Genomic DNA, 20720 nt, shown 5'->3' with positions numbered 1-20720 from the left:
GATGCCGCCGCCCCGCAAGATCGACCTGCTGCCGCAAGAATTGCGCAGCTGGCTTCAGGAGGAGCTGCGCGCCCGTGGCTTCGGCCAGTATGAAGAACTGGCCGAGGCTCTGAACTTCCGGCTGGAAGAGGCCGGGCTGGACCTGCGCATCCGCAAGTCAGCCATCCATGCCTGGGGCAGCGAATATCAGGAATTCGTCCGCCTTCAGGAGCAGGCATCCGACTGGGCGAAGGAATGGCTTGGCGACATGGGCATGGAGGATCAGGCGCAGCGTCAGAACGTGCTGTTCCAGATGCTGACCACGCTGGCGTTCAAGGTGATGCAGGCCGAGGTTTCCAAGGAGGGTGCCGAGATCAGCCCCCAGAACCTGCACTTCCTCGCCAAAATGATGAAAGACGTCATGTCCAGTTCCGGCATCGTCCAGGCGATGCAGGACAAGGAACGCAAGGCCCAGTCCGCAAAGCTCGATGCAGCAGTCGCATCGGGCGACATTGACGCCGAGGCTGCTGCCAAGGCGCGCGCGATCATGGGTTTTGCATGATGGCGAGCACGCGCCAGATCATCAATGATCTTCGGGCACATTCCCGTGCGTTTGAAGGCACTCATGTGCAGGGAACGATGATGACCAGCCTTTGCCGGAGTCTTGACCGTGCCGTGCATGAGCTGGAACGGCTTCATGATGAGGTCACCTTGCTCCGGGCCTTCGCGGAGATCCCGCAGGACGCGCCATGAGCGCCATCTCCCCGCTCAGCCCGGTCATCAATTTCCTGCCCTATCAGAGGGCATGGATCGCTGACGAGAGCCGGTTCAAGATCGGCATGTTCGCCCGCCAGACCGGCAAGACCTTCTCGACGGGCGGCGAATGCGCCGATGATTGCTTCAGGTCATGGATCGACGGCCGTCGCAGCCGCTGGGTGATCCTGTCGCGTGGCGAGCGGCAGGCGGCCGAGATGATGACCGAGGTGATCAAGCCGTTCACCAAGGCCTTTTACGAGGTCTACAACACCCTGTTGAAGGGCGGTGAGCCGGTGTTTTCCGAAGGCGAGTTCCGTGCCCCACAGGCGAGCGGCCCGGATGCAGTCTACAAGGCGCTTGAGGTCGGGTTCCCGAACGGCAGCCGGATCACAGCGCTGCCTGCCAATCCTGACACCGCGCGTGGGTTCTCGGCCAACGTGATCCTGGACGAATTCGCCTTTCACGCGAAGAGCCGCGAAATCTGGGCGGCGCTCTTCCCGGTCATCTCCAAGGGCCAGCAGAAGCTGCGGGTGATCTCGACGCCGAACGGCAAGGGCAACAAGTTTTACGAGCTGATGACCGCCGAGGACAGCGTCTGGTCGCGGCATGTGGTCGATATCTATGAGGCGGTGCGTCAGGGGCTTGATCGCGATGTCGACATGCTGCGGCGCGGGATGGCGGACGAGGATGCCTGGGCGCAGGAATACGAGCTGAAATGGCTCGACGAGGCCAGCGCCTGGCTGGATTACGACCTGATCTCGGCCTGCGAACATGCCGGGGCCGGAAAGCCCGAAGGCTATCAGGGCGGGCTTTGTTTCGTGGGCGTTGATATCGCGGCCCGCAACGACCTCTTCGTGATCTGGGTGGTGGAGCTGGTCGGAGATGTCCTGTGGACCCGTGAGATCATTGCCCGCCGCCGGATCAGCTTCGCCGAACAGGATGCGCTTCTGGCCGAGGTGATGCGGCGGTACCGCGTGGTGCGTTGCCGCATGGACCAGACCGGCATGGGCGAAAAGCCGGTCGAGGATGCCAAGCGGGTGCACGGTTCCGAGCGGGTTGAAGGCGTGCTGTTTTCAGCCGCGTCGAAGCTCGACATGGCGACGACGCTGAAAGAGCGGATGCAGGACCGCAAGACCCGCATTCCAGCGGGCGATCCGAAGCTGCGGGCCGATCTGCACTCCATCAAATCGCAGGTCGGGGTAACCGGCACACGCCGCCTGATCGCGGACGGGGACAGCGACGGTCATGCCGACCGCTTCTGGGCGGGTGCGCTGGCCGTGTCCGCCGCCGATATGGGGGCCGAGGACTATGGGTATCAGGCTGCGCCGGGTGTCCGGTCCCGCTGGGCCGACCGGCGGGCCGATGATGATGATGATGACAAGGCTTCCGGCCAGCGCTGGGGCCATGGCGGAGGTGCCTGGTGATGCTACTCGATCAATTCGGCCGACCGATGCGGCGGGTGACAGCCGCCGAGTTGCTGGAACGCCAGGCGGTGGCCTCCATCGGCTCTGTGCGCCAGGTGCAGAGCGGGCACCCGGCGGACGGGCTGACCCCGCCGCGCCTGACCACCATCCTGCGCCAGGCAGAGGACGGTGATGCCACCGCCTATCTCGAAATGGCCGAGCAGATGGAGGAAAAGGATCTCCATTATGCAGCCGTTCTGGCGGTCCGGAAGCGGGCCATCCGGTCCCTCGAAATTCAGGTTGATCCCGGCGACGAGACCGCAGCCGCCAACGAGGCCGCCGATATGGTGCGCAACACCCTGAATTCGTCGTCAGTGAAGTCCTCGCTGATCGACATCATGGATGCCCTGGGCAAGGGCTTTTCGGTGTCGGAGATAGTCTGGGAGCGTGAGGGCAAGGGGCTGAAGCTGGCCGGTCTTGAGCTGGTCGATCCGCGCTGGTTCGAATTCGACCGCGACAACGGCACCCACATCTACCTGCGCGACAATGCCGGGCCGCAACCGCTGCGCCCTGACAGCTACATGATCCATATCGCCAAGGCGAAATCCGGTCTCGCAATCCGGGGTGGTCTGGCCCGGCTTGCGGCCTGGGCATATCTGTTCAAGAATTTCAGCCTGAAGGACTGGGCGATCTTTCTCGAGGCCTATGGCCACCCGCTGCGCCTGGGCAAATATGGGCCATCCTCGTCGCCGGAAGACCGGCTGACGCTGCTCAGGGCGGCAAGGCAGATCGGCGTCGACATGGCGGCGATCATCCCCAAGGACATGGAGCTTGAGGTGATCACGGCCGCCACCACCGGGTCGGACAAGCTCTATGAGGGCAACGCGCGGTTCTGGGATGAACAGATCTCGAAAGGGGTGCTGGGGCAGGTTGCCACCACCGATGCGATCGCGGGCGGCCATGCGGTCGGCAAGATCCATGAAGAGGTCCGCGGAGACATCCGGGATGCGGATGCCGAGCAGCTCGCCGGGAGCCTGCAGCGCGATATTGCCGGGGCCATCGTGCGGCTGAACTTCGCCGACCGGCACAGGGTGGCGCTGCCGGTGATCCGGTTTGTCTCGCCGGAGCGGGCTGACCCGAAACTGATGCTGGAACTGATGGAGAAAGGCCCCAAGGCAGGGCTGCGCATTGCCGTGAGCCAGATCCGCAACGTCTTTGCCCTGCGCGAACCCGAGGCCAATGAGGAGGTGCTGACGCCCCCTGTGCCGGAACCGCCGAAGCCGGATGTGCCGCCCGTCAACCCCGACCCGGCAGCCATCCGTCAGACTGCTGCGCGCGTTTCAGATATTGTCCCACGCGACAGCGTCGACGCCCTGGTGGACGAGCTGATTGCCTCGGGTGACATGCAGGAGGCACTGGACGGCGAAATCGGGCAGCTGATCGAGGCGCTCGGCCGGGCGGGCTCCCTGGATGAGGTCCAGGACATCCTTGCTGTGTTCAACGCCGCACCGCCCGGTCCGGTGCTTGACCAACTGGAGCAATCGACCTTTGCCGCCCGTGTCGCCGGTGAAACCGGCGCTCCGGTCCGGTGACCGGCATGACCGGGATCGAGCTTCGTCCGCTGCCACATCGCGATGCGATCGAGTACTTCACCTCCAAGGGCTATGCGCCGCAGCTGCAGCGGTTTCACCATCTCGATGTCTTCCGGGAGGAACACGCCCGGAACTGGGTTGTGGCAAAGGCGATGCGCGATGACGTCTCGCAGGCGATCCGGGACGAGATGACACGTGCGCTGGCGGAAGGCCGGACGCTGGCGCAGTTTCAGGCCGAGCTGGCCCCGCGCCTTCAGGAGCTGGGCTGGTGGGGCAAGCAGTCGAGGGTCGATCCGCAGACGGGAGAGACGGTCAACGCCCAGCTCGGATCGATGCGGCGGCTGCGCACCATCTTTGACACCAACATGCGCACCGCCCATGCCGCCGGGCACTGGGCCGCGATCCAGCGCACCAAGCGGGCCTTTCCCTATCTGCACTACATTCAGGTGGAGCGGCCCAGCAAACGCCACGACCACACCCGGTTCCATGACAAGATCTGGCATGTGGATGATCCGGTCTGGCTGCGCATCTATCCGCCGAACGGCTGGTTCTGCGGATGCCATGTCATCCAGCGGACCGAAGGCTGGATGAAGCGCAACAACCGCAAGGTCGATCCGGTCCCTGATCTTGAAGAGAGGCCTTGGGTCAACAAGCGCTCGGGGGAGGTTTTCGATGTTCCGCGCGGCGTCAATCCGGGCTTTGACACCAATCCCGGGGCGGCCTGGCTGGATATCAAGGACGCCTGGACGGCGGTGACACCGGAGTTTGCGCCAGACAAGCGCGCCCGTGAGCTGGGGATCATCGAAGGCCTGCGCCTCCAGCGGCTGGGGCGGGGCACCGAAAGCCTGGTGGCCACGCGCCCGGATGGCGAACCGGCATGGATGGCTTCGGCCAGGCCGGATCGCCCTGCTGTCGTCAGCTTTGATCGTGGGGCGGTGCCCGCTGGCGGCTCGCTGCTTCACAGCCACATCACCGATACCACCCTGTCCAGCCAGGACCTGACCGAGATGTTTGACAGCGGTGCGGCTTCGGTTGTGGCGATCACGCCCGGCGGATCGATCTGGCGGGCGGTGCGCGTGCCTGCGGCGCTGGCGCGCGATAGCCTTGCCGAATTCACCTCGCGCCTTGCGGTCTTCAGATCAGAGCTGACCGGCAATCCGGATGCCCGGTTTCTCTATCATCATGCGCTTGCGCTATGGCTTGAGAAAAACGGTGTCATCACCTATCGTTTTCACATGAGCGAGCGTGTCCGGCAGTTGCTGGACCGGAACGCCGAATTGGTGCGGAGACTGATCGATGGCACGCCTTAGGCCAGAGCCTGAACTCTATGACGTGCCCGGCTGGCGCGCGCTGGTTTCTGAGCTGCGGGCTGCCCCTCCTGCCGAGGCGGCCCCGGCCTATCTCGCCTATGCGGAAGCGCATCTTTCGGCGATTGCGGAACTGCCCCGGAAAACGCCCGCACAGCAGCCCTGAGGCTTGCTGCGGGCGACGTTCGCGCAAACCCGGACTGGCCATTTTTGAACGCGCTGGCGGGTTTTTGAACGGTAGTCTGGCCCGACCCGCGCCAACACCCCGCTTGTGCGGGCGGACCGACCCCCGAAACAGCATCCCCCGGCCCTGAAGGCGCGTCATTTGGCATAGCTGGCCCATGACACAGCTTGCCCGAAACATCTGCGCCCAGCTTGCGCCTCTGCCATCGGCTCCGGCCGACCGGATCGAACTGATCCCGGTCGGGCCATTCAAGACGGCTGACAGCCGCCCCGTCTTCAGCCTCGATCATCCCGAGGACGTCATCCGCAACAGCCTGTCTGTCGCGGCGGGCGGTGTTTTGCCCATCGACTTCGATCATCGGTCGTTTGGCGAGAAGGGCAGCACCGACAGCCGCGCGGCGGGCTGGATCACCGGGCTGGAGGCTGACGGCGGTCGCATCATGGCATCGGTCGAATGGACAGCCGAGGGCCGCAAGGCGCTGGAAGACCGCAGCTACCGTTTCATCTCGCCCGTCTTCAAGAACCGCGCCGACGGTCAGGTGGTCCTGATCGAAGGGGCTGGCCTCGTCAACACACCCGCACTCCCGCAGCTCCGTCAACTTGCGTCAAAGGAAACCCTGATGGACCCGATCCAACAGATTGCGGGCATTCTCGGCATTGCCGCCGAGAAGCCCGATGACATCGTCTCCCGTGTGAAAGCCCTCGCGACAGCCGAAACCCAGCTGGCCTCGATCGCCAAAGCCGCAAATGTGACCGGTGACGATGCTGTCACCCAGATCTGCAGCCGCCTCACGGCCACAGCACCCGACCCGGCGCTCTTCGTGCCCAAGGCCTCGTTCGACGAGCTGCAGACGCAGTTCGCATCGCTGGCAAAGGACATCAAGGATGGCAAGGTCGAGGATGCGCTGGAAAAGGCGCGTGACGAGGGCAAGCTGACGCCTGATCTCGAACCCTGGGCGACCCAGCTGGCAGCCAAGGATCTGGCCGAGTTCGAGGCCTGGGTGAAGGTTGCTCCAGTCCGCGTCGATCTTGGCCGCCGCCAGCTGGCGGGCAAGCAGCCGCCAAAGGCCACCGGCGACACACTCGATCCGCTGGAGCGGCAGGTTGCCGCCCGGATGGGTGTGTCTGCCGAAGACTTCATCAAGAACCGCAACGCAGGCCAGGAGGGCTGACCGATGACTGCTCTGACCAAGAACGCCCCCCGCACCCGGGTTGGGGAGGGAAAGCGTTTCCGCGATCCTGTCGCGGCCTCGATGCGCATCTTTGCCGGGTCGATGGTCGCCCTGAATGCGGCCGGTAACGCGGTGAAGGCCATCCCGACCGCCACCCGGGTGCGCGGCGTTGCCCTGGCCGAGGTCGACAACTCGGATGGCGCTGCCGGTGCGGCCAGCGTCGATATCGAGCGCGGCCCGTTCCTCTTCGCCAACGACACCACGAATGCTGTCACCCGCGTCCATATCGGCGGCACGGTCTACGTGGTCGATGACAACACCGTCGGGTCGGCCTCGGCTGGCACGATCGCGGCGGGCAAGTGCCTGGACGTGACGCCCGAGGGCGTCGTCGTCGAAATCCTCTGAACGGAGATCCGACCATGGATATCACCCGGGCCTCCCTGGCAGCCCTCAACATCGCCATGACAACCGCCTTCAACACCCGGTTCACGGGCGTTGAACCCACCTTTGGCCGCGTTGCGATGACGGTCCAGTCATCGACCCGCCATCAGGCCTATCCCAAGCTGTCGGAGCTTGGCCCGATGCGCGAGTGGATCGGCGAGCGCTACATCGAGCGGCTGGAGACCGATGGTTTTGTCATCACCAACCGCAAGTTCGAAAAGACCGTTGCGGTGCCGGTCGATGACATCTCCGATGATCAGTATGGCATTTACACGCCGCTGGTCTCGGACATGGCGCAGGTCGCGGCGGAACTGCCCGACGATCTGGTCTGGGAGCACATGGAGAAGGGCTTCAACACCACCCACTATGACGGCCAGTTTTTCTTTGACACCGATCACCCGGTCGAAAACGAGCAGGGCGTGGAAGTGTCGGTGTCGAACTTCCAGGGCGGTTCCGGTGCGGCCTGGTATCTGATCGACGACAGCCGGGCGATCAAGCCGATGATCTTCCAGGACCGCGAGGCCGCGAAGATCACCGCCAAGACCAGCCTGACCGACGACAACGTCTTCAATCAGGACGAATTCGTCTGGGGGGCCAAGCGCCGCTGTGCTTCGGGCTTCGGGGCCTGGCAGCTGGTCTATGCCTCGCGCCAGACGCTGAACGCCACCAACTACGGTCTGGCCCGTGCCGCCATGATGTCGATGCGGGGCCATCGCGGCCGCAAGCTGAACCTCAAGCCCAAGTTGCTGGTGGTGCCGCCGTCGCTCGAAGGGGCTGCCCGCGAAATCCTGCTCAACGAGCGCGATGCAAACGGGGCCACCAACAAATGGCGCAACACCGCCGAGCTGCATTGCGAGACCCGCCTGACGCTCTGACCTGCCACCCCGGCGGTCGGCTTCCCGAGGGGCGGGCAAAATCCGCCCCGACGATAAACCGACAGGAGACCAAAGATGACTACCCCAGATACAGGTCCGGCTGCGGCCAAATCCGATGTGCAGACCAAATCCGAAACAAAGGCGAAGCCGAACAGTACCGCGCCCCGCAAATCGCCGGTCCCGCCGGTGGGTGATCGCCCTTTGGACAGTTCTGCCACCGGCGCTGGTGGCCCGGAGGAGCACGGTGAGCCTGAAGGGCATGTTCAGGTGGTCCGGGTGGTTGGCCCTGAAAAAGGCCGTCGCCGCGCGGACCGGCGTTTCGGCCCGGAGCCGACAGATATTCCGCTGGCTGATCTCTCTGAGGATGATCTGCAGGCGTTGAGACGGGATCCGGCGCTGATCGTCTCGATTGGCGCGGTCCCGTCAGAGGCGACCGCAGAGGACTGATTTGTCGGGGTAGCTCAGTCGGTAGAGCGCCGGGCTCATAATCCGGAAGTCGCAGGTTCAAGTCCTGCCCCCGCAACCAAGAACACTCCAGCGCCCAAGGTGGCCCATGTCCTATGCAAGCATCGCAGAATTCAAGGCAGGGATCCCCGGGCGGGATCTCGTGGCTTTGACCGATCTGGGCGTTGATGCCTCTGGCGAGGTGGATGACGACCGTATTCAGGCGGCGCTGGACGATGCCTCGGCTGAGATCGACAGTTACATCGCCAAGGCGGTGACAGTGCCGCTGTCGCCCGTGCCGCGCATCCTGAAGGTCATCTGCCGCGATCTGGCGCTGCACCGGCTTTATGTGAACATCGGCCACAGCATGGAGGCGCGCAAGAGCCTGCGCGACGATGCCATCGGCTATCTGAAATCGGTCGCCCGGGGCGATGCTTCCCTTGGGGATGGCGGCGAAGTCGCGCCGTTGATCACCTCTCCCGGTGTGGCGATGACAGACGGTCCCGCCCGCCAGATCACCCGCAACAGCCTGAAGGGTTTCTGACATGGCTGGGGTGCAGTTTACGGTCGGTCTCGAAGATGCCGCTGCCAGCCGGGCATTGTCCGCGCTGGCCGCCGCCTCCGAGGACATGACCCCTCTGATGGAAGAAATCGGTCGTGTCCTGGTCAACGGCGCGATCGAGCGGATCGGCACCACCAATGTCGGCCCGGATGGTGTGGCCTGGCAGCCAAGCCGTCGCGCGACCGAAAAGGGGGGCAAGACGCTGCATGACAGCGGTGTGCTGATGCGCAGCATCAACGCCTGGGCCTCCCCGGATCAGGTCGTCGTCGGCACCAATGTGCCCTATGCCGCCGTCCACCAGCTGGGGGCGGCGACCGGCTCGCTTGGGGTCTGGGTCGGCAATGACAAGAATGGTCGCGACATGACTGTGCTGTCGCCCTGGGGCGATATTCCGGCGCGGCCCTATCTCGGGATTTCGGAGGAAGAACGGGCCAGCGCCCTTGATCTTGTCGAGATCCGCTACGGCGCGATCATCGAGGCCCTGCAATGATGCCCGCTGTGATCGAGCGCCTGAAGCAACGGGCACCGCTCCTGAGCAACCGCGTCTATGGCGCGGCGGCTCTTGCCGCCCTCATGAAGGCCGATGCGGTGCCGAAGGTGACCCCTTGCGCCCATGTGCTGCCAACCGGCCTGACCGGACGCAGCGACGGCGACGCCGCCACAGGCGCCTATGTCCAGTCCTATGACTACGGCTTTGCCGTGGTGCTGTCGCTGCGTGCCCATGATCCGCTGGGCGAGCGGGCGGCGCTGGACGAGGTGATCCCGATGATCATGGAGATCGCCAACGCGCTCGCGGGCTGGACCCCGGATGACGATACCGTCGGGGTCTTCGTCTTTCGCCGGGCGGCGCTGGCCAGCTTTGCCCGTGGCGTGGCGATCTACGAGTTGAACTTCACCCTTCAAGACCAGCTGAGGACCATTCCATGACCGGCAAGACCAATGCCCCGTTGCCCGATGCGGGCGGCAGCTACATCCGCGATCCGAAGACCGGCGCAATTCAGGTGGTCGAGGCTGCGTCCGATGCACCCGCCCCGGACGCCGGGAAGCCCGCGATCAAACCCGTCAAACAGCCGGTAAAGGAGGCCTGACATGCCCTTGAAGTGGAAATCCAAGGTTCTCCTGGCCAAGATCGAGGCCGAATACGGGACCGATGCGACGCCGACCGGAGCTGACAATGCCATCCTTGCGACCGAGGTCCGCCTGACCCCGATGGAAGGTCAGGATGTCAATCGCAACCTTGAACTGCCCTGGCTTGGGGCGCAGGCGTCCATTCCGACCGAACTGCATGCAAAGCTGGCATTCCGGGTCGAGATGACGCCCTCCGGCACGGTTGGCACCGCTCCGGCCTGGGGCGTGCTGCTGCGCGGCTGCGCCATTGCCGAAGTGATCACCGCTGCGACATCGGTGGCCTACAATCCGGTGACGAATGGCCATGAGTCCGTCACGCTGTATCTCTGGATTGCCGGGACGCAGTACAGGCTGCGCGGCGCACGTGGCACCTGCACCTTGCGGGTCAATGCCCAGGGCATCCCCTATCTGGAGTTCGAGTTTACCGGCCTGTGGAGCAAGCCAACCGAAGTTGTGCAGCCGACCCCTGCGCTCGCGGCACAGTTGGCGAACAAGCCGCGTGTGGGCACCACCGCGAACACGCCGGTCTATACCTACAACGCGGTGCCGCTGGTCATGCGCAGCTTTGCCCTGAACTTTGGCAATGCAGTGGAGACCCGGTTCCTGATCGGGTCCGAAAGCATCCTGATCACCGACAAGGCAGAGACGATCGAGACCACGGTCGAGGCGGTGCCGCTGACCACGCTCGACCCGTTTGCGCTGGCTGAAAGCCAGACGGCGGCGGCGCTGGCGCTGACCCATGGCATTGTTGCCGGCCGCATCGCATCGCTCGCGGTGCCTGCGGCGCAGATGCAGCGCCTGCAATCGCTGGAGAACCAGCAGAACATCAAGGAATGGCCGCTGCGCATGGTGCCGCTGCCGGTCACCGGCAATGACCAGTGGACGCTGACCCTGACCTGACCGCTGCCTTTTCAACTTCCCAACAGAAAGACATCCCCATGCTGAAAATCGTCAAGAACCCCGAGTTCACCGCGCCGGTAAAGGTCCAGGTGCCCGCAGAGGGTGGCTATGCCGACATGAACTTCACCGCCCGTTTCAAGGCCCTGACCGTGAGCGAGTCCGAGGCCTTCGACATGATGTCGATCCGGGGCACGGATGACTGGCTGCGCACGATCCTGATCGGCTGGGACGGTGTGGTGGGCGAGGATGACCAGCCCCTCTCGTTCAACAACGCGGTCCGCGACCAGTTGCTGGATGTGCCCTTTATCCGCATGGCGATCATCCAGGCTTACAACGCTGCGATGATGGGCGCGAAGCGGGGAAACTGACGGCGGCCGGGGCGGCGTGGGTCCGGGGCGAGCTGGACGGCGCAGCCCCGCAGGAGGCCGAAGAGGATGCCGCCCTTTGGGGGATCGAACTGCCCGAAGGCTGGAATGACCGGCAGCTGGACGAGGGGATATGGCAGGAGCATCTGCCCGCGCTGCTGGCTTTCCTCGCCGTCTCGGGCCAGTGGCGCACCCGCCCGCATGGCATGGGCGATATCCGCTGGATCGGTCTCGATTACGGCGCTGTCCGGGACGGGCTGGATCTCGCCGGGATCACGGTGACGCCGGATGTCTGGGCCGATCTGCGCCTGATCGAAGCCGGGGCACTGGATGAGCTGAACAAGGAACGGTGACATGGCCAACGGCGATCTGAATGTATCGATCATCCTGCGCTTTCTGGCCGATCAGGCCCGGCGCGAGATGTCGGGCGCGGGCACTGACCTGAAGACGCTCGGGGCTGCTGCCGAAGAAGCCGGGCGCAAGGCAGCGGGCGCAGGGGCCGCCATCGGTCAGACCGGGACCGCCGCCCAAGCGGCCGCTGCCCCCCTGAATGTGCTGAGCCAGGCGACGGCAACCAATGTGGTGCAATCGATCAATCTGACCGCGCAGATGGGCCGCAACACGACAGCGGTGGGCGGCATGATGAATGCCGCGACCGGACTGACCCGCAGCATCAAGGATCAGGTCGAGGCGATGCGGGCCGAGGCGCGCGAGGCTGGTCTGCTCAAGACGCAGCTGGATGAGGTCCGCGCGCGGTTCAATCCGTTGTTCGCGGCATCGCAGCAATATGAGATGGCCCTGCGCGACATCGCCGAAGCCGAGCGGATGGGGGCGATATCGGCACAGGAGGCAGCAGCGGCCCGGGACCGGGCAGCTCAGTCCATGGCCCCGATGAACAGCGAGCTGCGAGGCAACGCCGGGGCGGCCAACGCTGCCACCGCCGCGAACGCCAACCTGTTTGCACAGTGGAACGATATTGCGGTGATGATGGCAGCGGGCCAGAACCCGATGCAGCTTGCCCTGCAGCAGGGCACGCAGGTCAGTCAGGTGCTGATGGGGCTCGGCGGTGGAACGACGGCGCTACGGGCCGTCGGCAAGAGCTTCATCGCGATGCTGAACCCGATCAGCCTGGCCACAATCGGGATCATCGCCTTCGGGGCGGCGGCATTCCAATGGCTGACATCCTCAACCGTCAAAGTGCTGTCGCTAGATGATGCAATGGATCAGTTGTCATCGCGCATGGCGGACTACAAGTCAGCGGCGGGCGATGCCGGATCATCGACTGCATCTCTGGAGGAGCGTTTCGGCGCGGCGAGTGCAGAGGCACGTCGCCTGCTTGGGGATCTGGAGAAAGTCCAAGCTTCCCGGGCGCTGCTTGCAGCATCTGATGCATTTCGGGGCATTGCAACTGATCAGGGGTTGAAGCTTGGCGGGGCTGCCAGCGGGTTTGGGGCCGACCTCAAAACCTTGTCTAAAACCTTTGGCCTGGACACGACGGAGAAGGCAGAACGAGAGGCGGCTTCCGCAGTTCGAAACGCAATGATGGCTGTCAATTCTGCCTCATACTCCCGTGACCCATCTGCTCGCCTGCAAAAAATGTCCGCAGCGATGGCCGATCTTGTGGCGCGGACAACAGAGGCGGTCGACCTCGACGGCAAGCGCACGGCTGCGGAGGAAATGCTCCTGGAGGCACTTCTTCAACAGAATGTCGCTCTTCTTGAACAGGCAGCTTTGGTTGACGGCTCTGGCCGTGCCGAAGCCATCACCCGCCAGATCGACACAATGGTGCAGGGCTATAATCAGCAGGCACAGCTTGCGCAGGCGGTCCTTCAGTTTGGCGAGAACTCGGCCCAGGTCGAGGCGCTGCGCAACCGCCATGCGCGCGAGGCCCTGCGCATCCGGCTGGAAGAAATCGGCGTGGTGCAGGGCAGTGCCGACGAACAGCGCGCCCTGGGCGAGCTGGAGGCTGCACAGGCTGCCGAGGCTGGCGTCAACACGGATCGCCGTCGCAAGGCAATGGGCGAGATTTTCACCGACCTGCGGCGGCAGCAAGAGATGTCGCAGGCCATCCTCCAGTTCGGCGAGACGTCAGCAGAGGTCGAGGCCGTGCGTGCCCGGCATGCCGATGATGTGCTCAAGGCGCGGCTTGAGGAAATGGGCATGGCCCCGCTGCTGATCGCCATGGCGCTTGGACTTGCCTCTGCCGAGCGGGACCGCGCGCGGGCCATCCGCACTGAAGCCGCCCGGAAAAGCGCCGACAGCATGCTGGCCGATCTGCGCGAAGAGGCCGCGATCAATGCGGCCATCGCTCAGTCCGGCGAAGACAGCCTGCACGTGAAGGGGTTGCAGATCGCTGCCGAGCGCCGCGCGTTCGAGCAGACTCTGGCCACGCTGGAGGTGACAGCGGCCGTCAAGCGCGAGTTGCTCGCCGCATGGGATGCCGCGCGCGGCTTGGCTTCGGCCGATCCGTTCGGATCGCTGGGCGCTGGTCGCGATTATTCGCGCGGGCAACAGGAGCGTCTGGAGCGGCTGCGGCTGGAGCACAGCCTGCTCGGCCAGAACGAGGCGGTCCGCACCCGGATCGTTGCCCTGTGGCAGGTCGAACGTGACATGATCCGCGAGGGCATTGACCTGACCAGCGCGCGGGCGGCGGAGATCCGCGCGGCAGCGGAGGAAGAGGTGTCCCTGACCCGGATGATCGAGCGTCAGCAGGAGGCCTGGCAAAAGGTTCAGTCCTCGGCGGAAAGCGCGATCGACGGCATCGTCGGCAAGCTGATGGACGGCGACATCGATGGCGCGCTGGAGGCGCTGGCAGGCCAGATCACGGGCATGTTCACCGAGCTTGCTGTCACCAACCCGCTGAAGAACGCGATGCTCGGGACCAATTACGGCACCATGCAGGATGTGGGCGGGCTGAAAGGCATCTGGGGGCGGCTGACCGGCCAGGCCGATCCGCTGACCGCCTCGGTGTCGTCGATGGGACCGGTCGCATCGATGCAGGTCACTGCTGCCAGCGTCACCATTGCCGGGCCGGGGGCCATGTCCCTGATGACCGGAGCCGCTGGCGGGGCAGGGATGGCCGCGAACACCGCTGGCGCTCCGGGAGCCTTTGGCGGGGGGCTCGGCGGCGCTGTGGGCGTGCAGCAGCAGGTCTGGGCATTCTTCGCGGCGAAGGGGCTGAAGCCGCATCAGATTGCGGCGATCATGGGCAATGTGCAGGCGGAGAGCGGGTTCAATCCGCTGGCGGTCGGGGATGACGGCACGTCCTTTGGCCTGTTCCAGCACCATAAGAGCCGGGGCGCGGGCCTGCTCGATGCAACCGGCGGCATGGCCGGGCTGGGCAATGTCAATGCGCAGCTCGAATATGTCTGGAAGGAGCTGCTGACCTCGGAGAGCGGGGTGCTGAAAAAGCTGCTGGCCGCGCCCGATGTGCAGCAGGCAACCTCTGCCTTCGTGGGTTTTGAGCGCCCGCAGGGCTGGTCAGCCGCAAACCCGATGGGCGCGCACAACTGGGCGGGCCGCGTCGGGTCGGCAGAAGCCGCTCTTGCGAAATTCGGCACCACCGCCCAGACCGCCACCGGCAATCTCGGCACGCTGGGCACCGGGTTCGACGTCTTCGGCAGCGCTCTTGCGCAGGGTCTGAATGGCGCTGCCAGCGGCGGTGCGCAGGGCGGGATTGTGGGCCTGCTCGGCGCATTGGCGCAGGGTATCGCGGGTAAACTCAAGATCCCCGGCTTTGCGGCGGGGGGTGATTTCGGGGGCGGGCTGCGGGTTGTGGGCGAGAACGGGCCGGAGCTGGAGTTCACCGGGCCGAGCAGGATCCTCAATGCCAACCTGACCCGGTCTATCATGACCTCGCGCCCGCCGGTCGCTGCCAACAGCGCACCATCGGTCATCCAGCTGCAGCCGGTGCTGGTCAACAACACCGCCCGGCAGGTCGATCTGCAGGTCGAGGAGACCACCGATGCGCGCGGCCAGCGCCAGCAGCGCTATGTCATCTCGGATGTGGTGGGCGACGGGCTGGCCACGCCGGGCGGCAAGGCCGCGCGCAACATGAGCCAGCTCTACAACGTGAAGAAACCGGCGAGGCGGCGGTCGTGATCCTGACATGGCCCGCAGATCTGCCGCGCCCCGAGCGGCCCAGCTGGCAGCTGACCTCGCAGGACGCGCGGCGCAAGACGCAATCCGATGCCGGGCCAGCGCGCTACCGCCGCCGGTTTTCCTCGGCGGCAAAGCTGGTGACCCTGTCCGTGATCCTGACGCGGGACCAGAAGGCGATCTTCGACAGGTTTTTCCACGAGGACTGCGCCGAGGGCGCGCGGCTGTTCTACATGCCCGATCCGACCACCGATGGCTGGGCCTTGCTGACCTCAGACGGCACCCCGCTGCTGACCGGCGGGGGCGTGCCGATCCTGATGGCGGCGCGCTGGCTGTGCTCCTGGGGCGATCAGGTGCCGGTCGAGACCATCCACGGGCAGGTCGAGTTCAAGAAATCGTTCAATCTGCAGGTGATGCCATGAGACGTCTTTCCCTGAATGCACGCCTCGCCCAGGACGCCGAAGGCGGGGCCGAGATCGAGGTGGCGCTGATCCACATCGAGCACCCCGATCTGGAGGCCCCGATCCGGCTGTCCACCGACAACACCGAACGGCTGTCGGACGATCCGCTGATGTATGGCACCCGGTCCAGCTGGCGCGGGGCCAATCCGGTGACCGAGCCCTATCTCTGGGTCATCGCCTCGGCGGTGCTGCCCGGCGACGCCGATGATGCCCCGGCCTCCGCCCAGATCGCGCTGGAAAACCTTGATGCCGAAATGGTGGACCTGGTGCGGTCCTTCACCGATCCCGCCAGCGTCAGTCTGGCCGTGGTGCTCGCAGGGTCCCCGGATGTGATCGAGGGCGAGTGGACCGGCCTGCTGCTGGTCTCGGCCGACATCACCGCAGGCGAGATCGTCCTGTCGATCAGCCGCGACGAGGTAGAGCTTGAAGCATTCCCGCCGGGCCGTATGACCCGGCTCAATTTTCCGGGGCTGCACACATGAGGAGAAAACTATGCCTTTCCCAAATGGCTACACCAAGATTGTCTCTAACGGGGATCCGATCAACTGCCCCGACAGAGCGACGGACGACTTCGTTCCGGCTCAGCCAACAATCACTCTTGAAGGTGCGCCGTCTGATGTTTGGCGCGAAGTTTTCCGCGCGCGAAAGCAATCAGGAGAGCGGATGCAACGATATTGCCTGCAAGACGTGGTGCTCAGTGCTCTTCCCGCCAGAGAGCATGACCCGGCTCAATTTTCCCGGGTCCCGCTCATGAAAGCTATTGCGCGCTGGTCCGTGTCCGCTTTTCGCGCTCTTCGGCAACCCTATGCAGGTCAGCTTCTACGGCGTCTGCAAGCTGTCGAAGAAAGGCTGGAAGAGCTTGAGCGCCAGCGTCTTCAACCTCCCCATACGGTTGATCCCGTCCCGTCGCGAGAACCGGCAGACCAATTGTCAGATCGTTCTCGAACGATATTCCGTGTGTCTGATGTACGCAGGAGATGTTGAAGATGGTGGTGAAAAAGTCCGGACCATCGTTCCCATCCTCCATTTGTTCGAGCCGGATGCTTCCGATTGTGAGCGTGATGTCCATGTCATTCCTCTCGTGTGTGCAGCGCGTGGGGATAGCGACGATCCGGGGGGCGCTGGCACGCTCCCCGGTGTCGCGACTGTATCGGCGTTTCATGACCGCACAATCCCGGAGTCTCCAATGAGCTGGTCTGATCGCTTCATCGGGATCCCCTATGCCGACTTCGGCCGCGACCGTCACGGCTGTGATTGCTGGGGGCTGGCCTGCATCATCTACCGCGAGGAGCTGGGCGTCACGCTGCCCGATTATCTGGGCTATGGATCAGTTGATGAGCATGGCGAGATCGCGGCGCTGATCTCGGGGGCGGCCACCTCGCCGCTCTGGCTGCCGGTGACCGGCGCGGCGGTGGCCTTTGACATCGCGGTGTTCCGGCGCGGCCGGTTCTCGACGCACCTCGGGATCGTGATCCGGCATGGCATCATGATCCATATGGTCGCAGAGGATCAGGCCAAGGTGCAGGGCTATGCCGATGGCCCCTACAAGCACCGCTTTGCAGGCCACTACCGGCATGCTTCAAGAGCCATTGAACGCCCCGTTCAACTGATTTCGGAGGCTGTCCGATGACCGGCATTCCCGTCCTCGCCGCCCCCGCGATTGATCCCGGCAGCGCCCGGATCGAGGTGACGCTGCCCGAAGGGCTGACCATCGGCGAGATCGTGGCGATGGTGCTGCCCGGTGCCGCGCCTGCCGATCGGGCACGTGCCCGGGTCACGCTGGTCAGCCCGCGCGGATCGGCCATGATCCTGCCAGAGCACTGGCATGCCGTGCGGCCCCGGCCGGGGGTGCGGGTGGTGATCCGGCTGGTGCCGGGCAAGGACGCGCTGCGGACGATCCTGTCGGTCGTGGTGTCGATCGCGGCGGTGGCGCTTGGCACGATGTTCGGTCCCGCGCTGGCGGGCGCATTGGGTTGGGGCACCGGCGCTGCGGCGGTCGGCACCGCAACGGCCCTGATCGGCATTGGCGTCAACCTGCTCGGCAGTCTGCTGATCAACGCCCTGATCCCGCCGGTCAAGCCGGATGACGAACGGCGCAACAGCTACAGCATTTCGGGCTGGCGCAACCGGCTTGACCCTGACGGGGCGGTGCCGGTGGTGCTGGGTCAGGTCCGCTATGCGCCGCCCTTTGCGGTGCGCAGCCATACCGAGATCGTGGGCGACGCGCAGTATATCCGGGCGGTGTTCTGCTTTGGCGAGGGTGCGGTCGGGCTGTCGGATTTCCGGATCGGCGATACCTCGCTGGCGGATTTCGACGATGTCGACATCGAGGTCCGGGAGGGTCGGCCGACCGATCTGCCGCTCAGCCTCTTCCCGCGCCAGATTGTCGAGGAGAGCATCGGCGTCGAGCTGACCCGGCCCTTGCCCCGTGACAATCTGGGCGAGGTCATCGCGGGCAGCCCGGCCATAGAGACGCCGGTCGTGCGCACCACCGGACCCGATGCGCAGGGCGCATCCATAATCATCGCCTTTCCCACCGGTCTGATCAGCTTTTCCGGCAAGGTCAAAAAGCAGCATCACGGTGTGTCCATCCGGGTCGAGCAACGTCTGGCGGGGGCCGATGAGTGGCAGCTGGTCACGCCGCTGGACATATCGGCCCGGCGCATCGAGGCGTTTTACCGCCAGCTCACCTGGTCATTCCCGACGCGCGGCCGCTTCCAGATCCGGCTCACCATGATGACGCCGGAAACCGAGGAGACTCAGGTGCAGCAGCGCGCGGTCTGGGCCGGGCTGCAGACGCTGCGCCCGGAATACCCGCTCGCCTATCGCCAGCCGCTGGCGCTGGTCGCGGTCCGGGTCCGGGCGACGCATCAGCTGTCGGGGTCGCTGGACAATTTCTCGGCGCTGGCCTGGCGGGTGTGCCTCGACTGGGACCATGTGGCCGAAGAGTGGATCGAACGCCCGACCTCGAACCCCGCCTCGCTCTATCGCTACATCCTGCAATGCCCGGCCAATCCGAAACCCGCCACCGATGCCGAGATCGATCTGGGCCAGCTGACCGACTGGCACCATTTCTGTCATCTGCGCGCGCTGCAGTACAACCGGGTGCTGGATCAGGCCGGGACCACGCTGCGCGAGGTGCTGACCGAGGTTGCCGCCGCCGGGCGCGCCTCACCGCGCCATGACGGCACCAGATGGGGCGTGGTCATCGACCGCCCGGCCGAGCTGATCGTCGATCACATCAACCCGCGCAATTCCTGGGGGTTTTCGGTCCGCCGCGCCTATGTCGAAAAGCCGCATGCCTGGATCTGCAAGTTCCAGGACGAGGACAACGACTACAAGGAAGCCCAGCGGGTGATCCGGCGGCCGGGCTATACCGGCGACATCACCGTGACTGAGACGCTGGAGCTGCCCGGCATCACCAATGCCGCCATCGTTTATCGTGAGGGCCTGCGACGGTTCTTTGAGGCGGAGTACAGGCCGGATGTGTTCGAGGCCACCCAGGAGGGCGCGTTGCGCGTGGCGACCCGGGGCGATACGGCGATGCTCAGCCATGACGTGCTGTCGCGCATGCAATGGGCCGGGCGGGTGCGGCATGTGTCAGGATCGCTGGTCGCGCTTGACGAGCTGGTGACCATGGTGGAGGGGCGCAGCTATGCCCTGCGGTTCCGGGTCTTTGCGGATGACGAGGATACGGTCGGCACCTCGGTGGTCCGCCCGGTCGCGACCCTGCCGGGGGAGGAGACGCTCCTGACCCTGACCGGCTCCGGCCCGGTGCCGCTCGCGGGCGACATCGTGCATTTCGGCGAGATGGGCACCGACAGCTATCCGGTGGTCGTCACCCATATCGAGGCGACCCAGGATCAGTGCCAGATCATCCGCGCAGTGGCTGCAGCGCCCGAGATCGACGCCCTGACCAATGCGGCCGAGGTTCCGGCATGGTCGGGGCGCGTCGGGGTCGAGCTGGGCGCAAACCTGCTCCAGCCCTCGGCCCCGCGCTTCACCTCGATCACCTCGGGGATTTCCGGCACCGGCGAGGCCGGGCGGATCGATTTTCTGATCGTGCCGGGCAGCGGGGCGATCAGCGCGGTCTCGTTCCGGATCTCGCACCGGCTCGGCACCAGCGGCGACTGGACCGAGGCGGTGATCCCGGTCGCGGCCGGTGGGGGATCGATCCTTGTCTATGGCTCTGGCAGCACCGCCCAGATCACCGCGCAGGCCCTGTCCTGGACGGGGGTGGCCGGGCCATGGACCACGCCGGTGACAGTGATCATCGGCGCGGGCGATGCGCCGATCCCGGCGGCGCTGGATGATGAGACCATCTCGATCACCACGCTGCTCGGGGGCGCGCTGATCCAGCTGGCCACCGGCCCGGATGCCAATACCACCCAGATCCAGCTCTACCGCTCGACCTCGGCCGTGCTGGACCGCGAGACCGACGCGGTCGGCGGGGTCCATGCTGTCAGCCCGCTGCAGAGCTTCAGTTTTGCTCTGGGCGACACCACCCGGTCCAATCTGGTCACGGGCGGCACCATGGACGCCCCGGCGGCCTGGGATCTGGATCCGGGCTGGGCGATTGCCGCCGGGCTGGCCACCCACACAGCGGGCACGGCGGGGGCCATCGGTCAGGCGCGGGCCTTTGAGGCAGGCAAATGGTACCGCCTCGGCTACATCGTCTCCGGCCGCACGGCGGGCGGGCTGACACCGCGCCTGACCGGCGGATCGGACCGTCCCGGCACCAGCATTGCGGCCAACGGCTTTCACCGCGACCGCATCCAGGCGGTCACCGGCAATGACCGCATCGAATGGCTGGCGGGCACCTCCTTTGACGGCGCGATCGACGATGTGATCGTCTATCTGGAGACCGGGGCCTGTCTGGCGCAGGACATCCATTACATCTGGATCGAGCCGCAGAACGATGATGGCGTCCCCGGGCCGGTCAGCGGCCCCTTCACCATCGTCGTGATCTGACCCCCCCCGAAACCGCATCCCCCGGCCACGCCGCCCCGCGCGCGCGTATCGAGGGCTGCAGAAACCCGGCGGCCCGGAACCCG

At 65.3% G+C, this 20720-nt stretch carries 23 protein-coding genes and 1 tRNA gene; 23 read left to right on the top strand and 1 reads right to left on the bottom strand.

Annotated features, from left to right (window positions below; translation table 11 throughout):
* Window position 1 precedes the first annotated feature (1 nt).
* The 21 genes from G3572_RS15465 (at window position 2) to G3572_RS15365 (ending at window position 16148) form a co-directional block, all read left to right on the top strand.
* Window positions 2-541 carry a phage protein Gp27 family protein gene (locus G3572_RS15465; RefSeq protein ID WP_164613517.1) on the top strand — a complete coding sequence of 180 codons (540 nt, stop codon included), beginning with the start codon at window positions 2-4 and terminating at the stop codon, window positions 539-541.
* On the top strand, window positions 538-732 hold the full coding sequence (locus G3572_RS15460) for a hypothetical protein (protein ID WP_164613515.1): 195 nt from the start codon (window positions 538-540) through the stop codon (window positions 730-732). The genes G3572_RS15465 and G3572_RS15460 overlap by 4 nt, the downstream gene beginning before the upstream one ends.
* Complete coding sequence (locus G3572_RS15455; RefSeq protein WP_164613513.1) at window positions 729-2159, top strand: terminase large subunit domain-containing protein; 1431 nt, start codon at window positions 729-731, stop codon at window positions 2157-2159. Before G3572_RS15460 ends, G3572_RS15455 begins: the two co-directional genes overlap by 4 nt.
* The gene (locus G3572_RS15450) at window positions 2159-3730 is read left to right on the top strand and encodes a DUF935 domain-containing protein (RefSeq protein WP_164613511.1); all 1572 of its coding nucleotides are present in this window, start codon (window positions 2159-2161) and stop codon (window positions 3728-3730) included. The genes G3572_RS15455 and G3572_RS15450 overlap by 1 nt, the downstream gene beginning before the upstream one ends.
* Before the next feature lie 5 nt (window positions 3731-3735).
* Window positions 3736-5040: a phage head morphogenesis protein gene (locus G3572_RS15445; RefSeq protein ID WP_164613509.1), complete on the top strand. Its 1305-nt coding sequence runs from the start codon at window positions 3736-3738 to the stop codon at window positions 5038-5040.
* Window positions 5027-5203, top strand: coding sequence for a hypothetical protein (locus G3572_RS15440; protein ID WP_164613507.1), 177 nt, complete (start codon window positions 5027-5029; stop codon window positions 5201-5203). Before G3572_RS15445 ends, G3572_RS15440 begins: the two co-directional genes overlap by 14 nt.
* 175 nt (window positions 5204-5378) lie before the next feature.
* A complete protein-coding gene (locus tag G3572_RS15435) occupies window positions 5379-6392 on the top strand; it encodes a phage protease (RefSeq protein ID WP_164613505.1) in 1014 nt (337 codons plus the stop codon).
* A 3-nt stretch (window positions 6393-6395) separates the two neighbouring features.
* On the top strand, window positions 6396-6797 hold the full coding sequence (locus tag G3572_RS15430) for a hypothetical protein (RefSeq protein WP_164613503.1): 402 nt from the start codon (window positions 6396-6398) through the stop codon (window positions 6795-6797).
* 14 nt (window positions 6798-6811) lie between these two features.
* Entirely contained in the window at window positions 6812-7708 is an 897-nt protein-coding gene (locus G3572_RS15425) for a Mu-like prophage major head subunit gpT family protein (RefSeq protein WP_164613500.1), read from the top strand.
* 75 nt (window positions 7709-7783) lie between these two features.
* Window positions 7784-8155, top strand: a complete 372-nt coding sequence (locus tag G3572_RS15420) for an HI1506-related protein (RefSeq protein WP_164613498.1) — start codon at window positions 7784-7786, stop codon at window positions 8153-8155.
* Between the two features lie 2 nt (window positions 8156-8157).
* A tRNA-Met gene (locus G3572_RS15415) sits at window positions 8158-8234 on the top strand.
* Window positions 8235-8261: 27 nt separating this feature from the next.
* Window positions 8262-8696 carry a gp436 family protein gene (locus G3572_RS15410; RefSeq protein ID WP_164613496.1) on the top strand — a complete coding sequence of 145 codons (435 nt, stop codon included), beginning with the start codon at window positions 8262-8264 and terminating at the stop codon, window positions 8694-8696.
* A 1-nt stretch (window position 8697) separates the two neighbouring features.
* Complete coding sequence (locus G3572_RS15405) at window positions 8698-9204, top strand: phage virion morphogenesis protein (RefSeq protein WP_164613494.1); 507 nt, start codon at window positions 8698-8700, stop codon at window positions 9202-9204.
* 8 nt (window positions 9205-9212) lie between these two features.
* Window positions 9213-9641, top strand: a complete 429-nt coding sequence (locus G3572_RS15400) for a phage tail terminator protein (RefSeq protein WP_164613492.1) — start codon at window positions 9213-9215, stop codon at window positions 9639-9641.
* A complete protein-coding gene (locus G3572_RS15395; RefSeq protein ID WP_164613489.1) occupies window positions 9638-9802 on the top strand; it encodes a hypothetical protein in 165 nt (54 codons plus the stop codon). Before G3572_RS15400 ends, G3572_RS15395 begins: the two co-directional genes overlap by 4 nt.
* Before the next feature lies 1 nt (window position 9803).
* Window positions 9804-10742, top strand: coding sequence for a phage tail tube protein (locus G3572_RS15390; protein ID WP_164613487.1), 939 nt, complete (start codon window positions 9804-9806; stop codon window positions 10740-10742).
* Window positions 10743-10780: 38 nt separating this feature from the next.
* Window positions 10781-11110, top strand: a complete 330-nt coding sequence (locus G3572_RS15385; protein ID WP_164613485.1) for a hypothetical protein — start codon at window positions 10781-10783, stop codon at window positions 11108-11110.
* Window positions 11107-11460 (top strand): DUF1799 domain-containing protein, encoded by a 354-nt coding sequence (locus G3572_RS22135; protein ID WP_164613794.1) that lies wholly within the window; start codon window positions 11107-11109, stop codon window positions 11458-11460. Before G3572_RS15385 ends, G3572_RS22135 begins: the two co-directional genes overlap by 4 nt.
* A gap of 1 nt (window position 11461) precedes the next feature.
* On the top strand, window positions 11462-15208 hold the full coding sequence (locus tag G3572_RS15375; protein WP_164613483.1) for a phage tail tip lysozyme: 3747 nt from the start codon (window positions 11462-11464) through the stop codon (window positions 15206-15208).
* Window positions 15205-15627, top strand: a complete 423-nt coding sequence (locus tag G3572_RS15370; RefSeq protein ID WP_164613481.1) for a hypothetical protein — start codon at window positions 15205-15207, stop codon at window positions 15625-15627. The genes G3572_RS15375 and G3572_RS15370 overlap by 4 nt, the downstream gene beginning before the upstream one ends.
* Window positions 15624-16148 carry a hypothetical protein gene (locus G3572_RS15365; protein WP_164613479.1) on the top strand — a complete coding sequence of 175 codons (525 nt, stop codon included), beginning with the start codon at window positions 15624-15626 and terminating at the stop codon, window positions 16146-16148. The genes G3572_RS15370 and G3572_RS15365 overlap by 4 nt, the downstream gene beginning before the upstream one ends.
* Window positions 16149-16423: 275 nt before the next feature.
* Here the strand turns inward: G3572_RS15365 and G3572_RS15360 are convergent, their stop codons facing one another.
* On the bottom strand, window positions 16424-16735 hold the full coding sequence (locus tag G3572_RS15360) for a hypothetical protein (RefSeq protein ID WP_164613477.1): 312 nt from the start codon (window positions 16733-16735) through the stop codon (window positions 16424-16426).
* Between the two features lie 117 nt (window positions 16736-16852).
* On the opposite strand from G3572_RS15360, the gene G3572_RS15355 reads away from it, so the two are divergent.
* Window positions 16853-17296 carry an NlpC/P60 family protein gene (locus tag G3572_RS15355; RefSeq protein WP_164613475.1) on the top strand — a complete coding sequence of 148 codons (444 nt, stop codon included), beginning with the start codon at window positions 16853-16855 and terminating at the stop codon, window positions 17294-17296.
* Window positions 17293-20637 carry a TipJ family phage tail tip protein gene (gpJ, locus tag G3572_RS15350; protein ID WP_164613473.1) on the top strand — a complete coding sequence of 1115 codons (3345 nt, stop codon included), beginning with the start codon at window positions 17293-17295 and terminating at the stop codon, window positions 20635-20637. The genes G3572_RS15355 and gpJ overlap by 4 nt, the downstream gene beginning before the upstream one ends.
* Window positions 20638-20720 lie beyond the last annotated feature (83 nt).

The organism is Pseudotabrizicola algicola (assembly GCF_010915705.1).
In the GTDB taxonomy this organism is placed as follows: domain Bacteria; phylum Pseudomonadota; class Alphaproteobacteria; order Rhodobacterales; family Rhodobacteraceae; genus Pseudotabrizicola; species Pseudotabrizicola algicola.
The sequence above is the reverse complement of the archived record's forward strand: the minus strand, read 5'-3'. Positions and strand labels throughout refer to the sequence as shown.

What these genes read in the sequence shown, in the direction of transcription:
- G3572_RS15450 (WP_164613511.1), top strand. Translation starts at nt 2,159, where the DNA reads ATGCTACTCGATCAATTCGGCCGACCGATGCGGCGGGTGACAGCCGCC.
- G3572_RS15435 (WP_164613505.1), top strand. Translation starts at nt 5,379, where the DNA reads ATGACACAGCTTGCCCGAAACATCTGCGCCCAGCTTGCGCCTCTGCCA.
- G3572_RS15425 (WP_164613500.1), top strand. Translation starts at nt 6,812, where the DNA reads ATGGATATCACCCGGGCCTCCCTGGCAGCCCTCAACATCGCCATGACA.
- G3572_RS15410 (WP_164613496.1), top strand. Translation starts at nt 8,262, where the DNA reads ATGTCCTATGCAAGCATCGCAGAATTCAAGGCAGGGATCCCCGGGCGG.
- gpJ (WP_164613473.1), top strand. Translation starts at nt 17,293, where the DNA reads ATGACCGGCATTCCCGTCCTCGCCGCCCCCGCGATTGATCCCGGCAGC.
- G3572_RS15465 (WP_164613517.1), top strand. Translation starts at nt 2, where the DNA reads ATGCCGCCGCCCCGCAAGATCGACCTGCTGCCGCAAGAATTGCGCAGC.
- G3572_RS15460 (WP_164613515.1), top strand. Translation starts at nt 538, where the DNA reads ATGATGGCGAGCACGCGCCAGATCATCAATGATCTTCGGGCACATTCC.
- G3572_RS15445 (WP_164613509.1), top strand. Translation starts at nt 3,736, where the DNA reads ATGACCGGGATCGAGCTTCGTCCGCTGCCACATCGCGATGCGATCGAG.
- G3572_RS15360 (WP_164613477.1), bottom strand. Translation starts at nt 16,735, where the DNA reads ATGGACATCACGCTCACAATCGGAAGCATCCGGCTCGAACAAATGGAG.
- G3572_RS15375 (WP_164613483.1), top strand. Translation starts at nt 11,462, where the DNA reads ATGGCCAACGGCGATCTGAATGTATCGATCATCCTGCGCTTTCTGGCC.
- G3572_RS15440 (WP_164613507.1), top strand. Translation starts at nt 5,027, where the DNA reads ATGGCACGCCTTAGGCCAGAGCCTGAACTCTATGACGTGCCCGGCTGG.
- G3572_RS15405 (WP_164613494.1), top strand. Translation starts at nt 8,698, where the DNA reads ATGGCTGGGGTGCAGTTTACGGTCGGTCTCGAAGATGCCGCTGCCAGC.
- G3572_RS15455 (WP_164613513.1), top strand. Translation starts at nt 729, where the DNA reads ATGAGCGCCATCTCCCCGCTCAGCCCGGTCATCAATTTCCTGCCCTAT.
- G3572_RS15430 (WP_164613503.1), top strand. Translation starts at nt 6,396, where the DNA reads ATGACTGCTCTGACCAAGAACGCCCCCCGCACCCGGGTTGGGGAGGGA.
- G3572_RS15355 (WP_164613475.1), top strand. Translation starts at nt 16,853, where the DNA reads ATGAGCTGGTCTGATCGCTTCATCGGGATCCCCTATGCCGACTTCGGC.
- G3572_RS15395 (WP_164613489.1), top strand. Translation starts at nt 9,638, where the DNA reads ATGACCGGCAAGACCAATGCCCCGTTGCCCGATGCGGGCGGCAGCTAC.
- G3572_RS15385 (WP_164613485.1), top strand. Translation starts at nt 10,781, where the DNA reads ATGCTGAAAATCGTCAAGAACCCCGAGTTCACCGCGCCGGTAAAGGTC.
- G3572_RS15420 (WP_164613498.1), top strand. Translation starts at nt 7,784, where the DNA reads ATGACTACCCCAGATACAGGTCCGGCTGCGGCCAAATCCGATGTGCAG.
- G3572_RS15390 (WP_164613487.1), top strand. Translation starts at nt 9,804, where the DNA reads ATGCCCTTGAAGTGGAAATCCAAGGTTCTCCTGGCCAAGATCGAGGCC.
- G3572_RS15365 (WP_164613479.1), top strand. Translation starts at nt 15,624, where the DNA reads ATGAGACGTCTTTCCCTGAATGCACGCCTCGCCCAGGACGCCGAAGGC.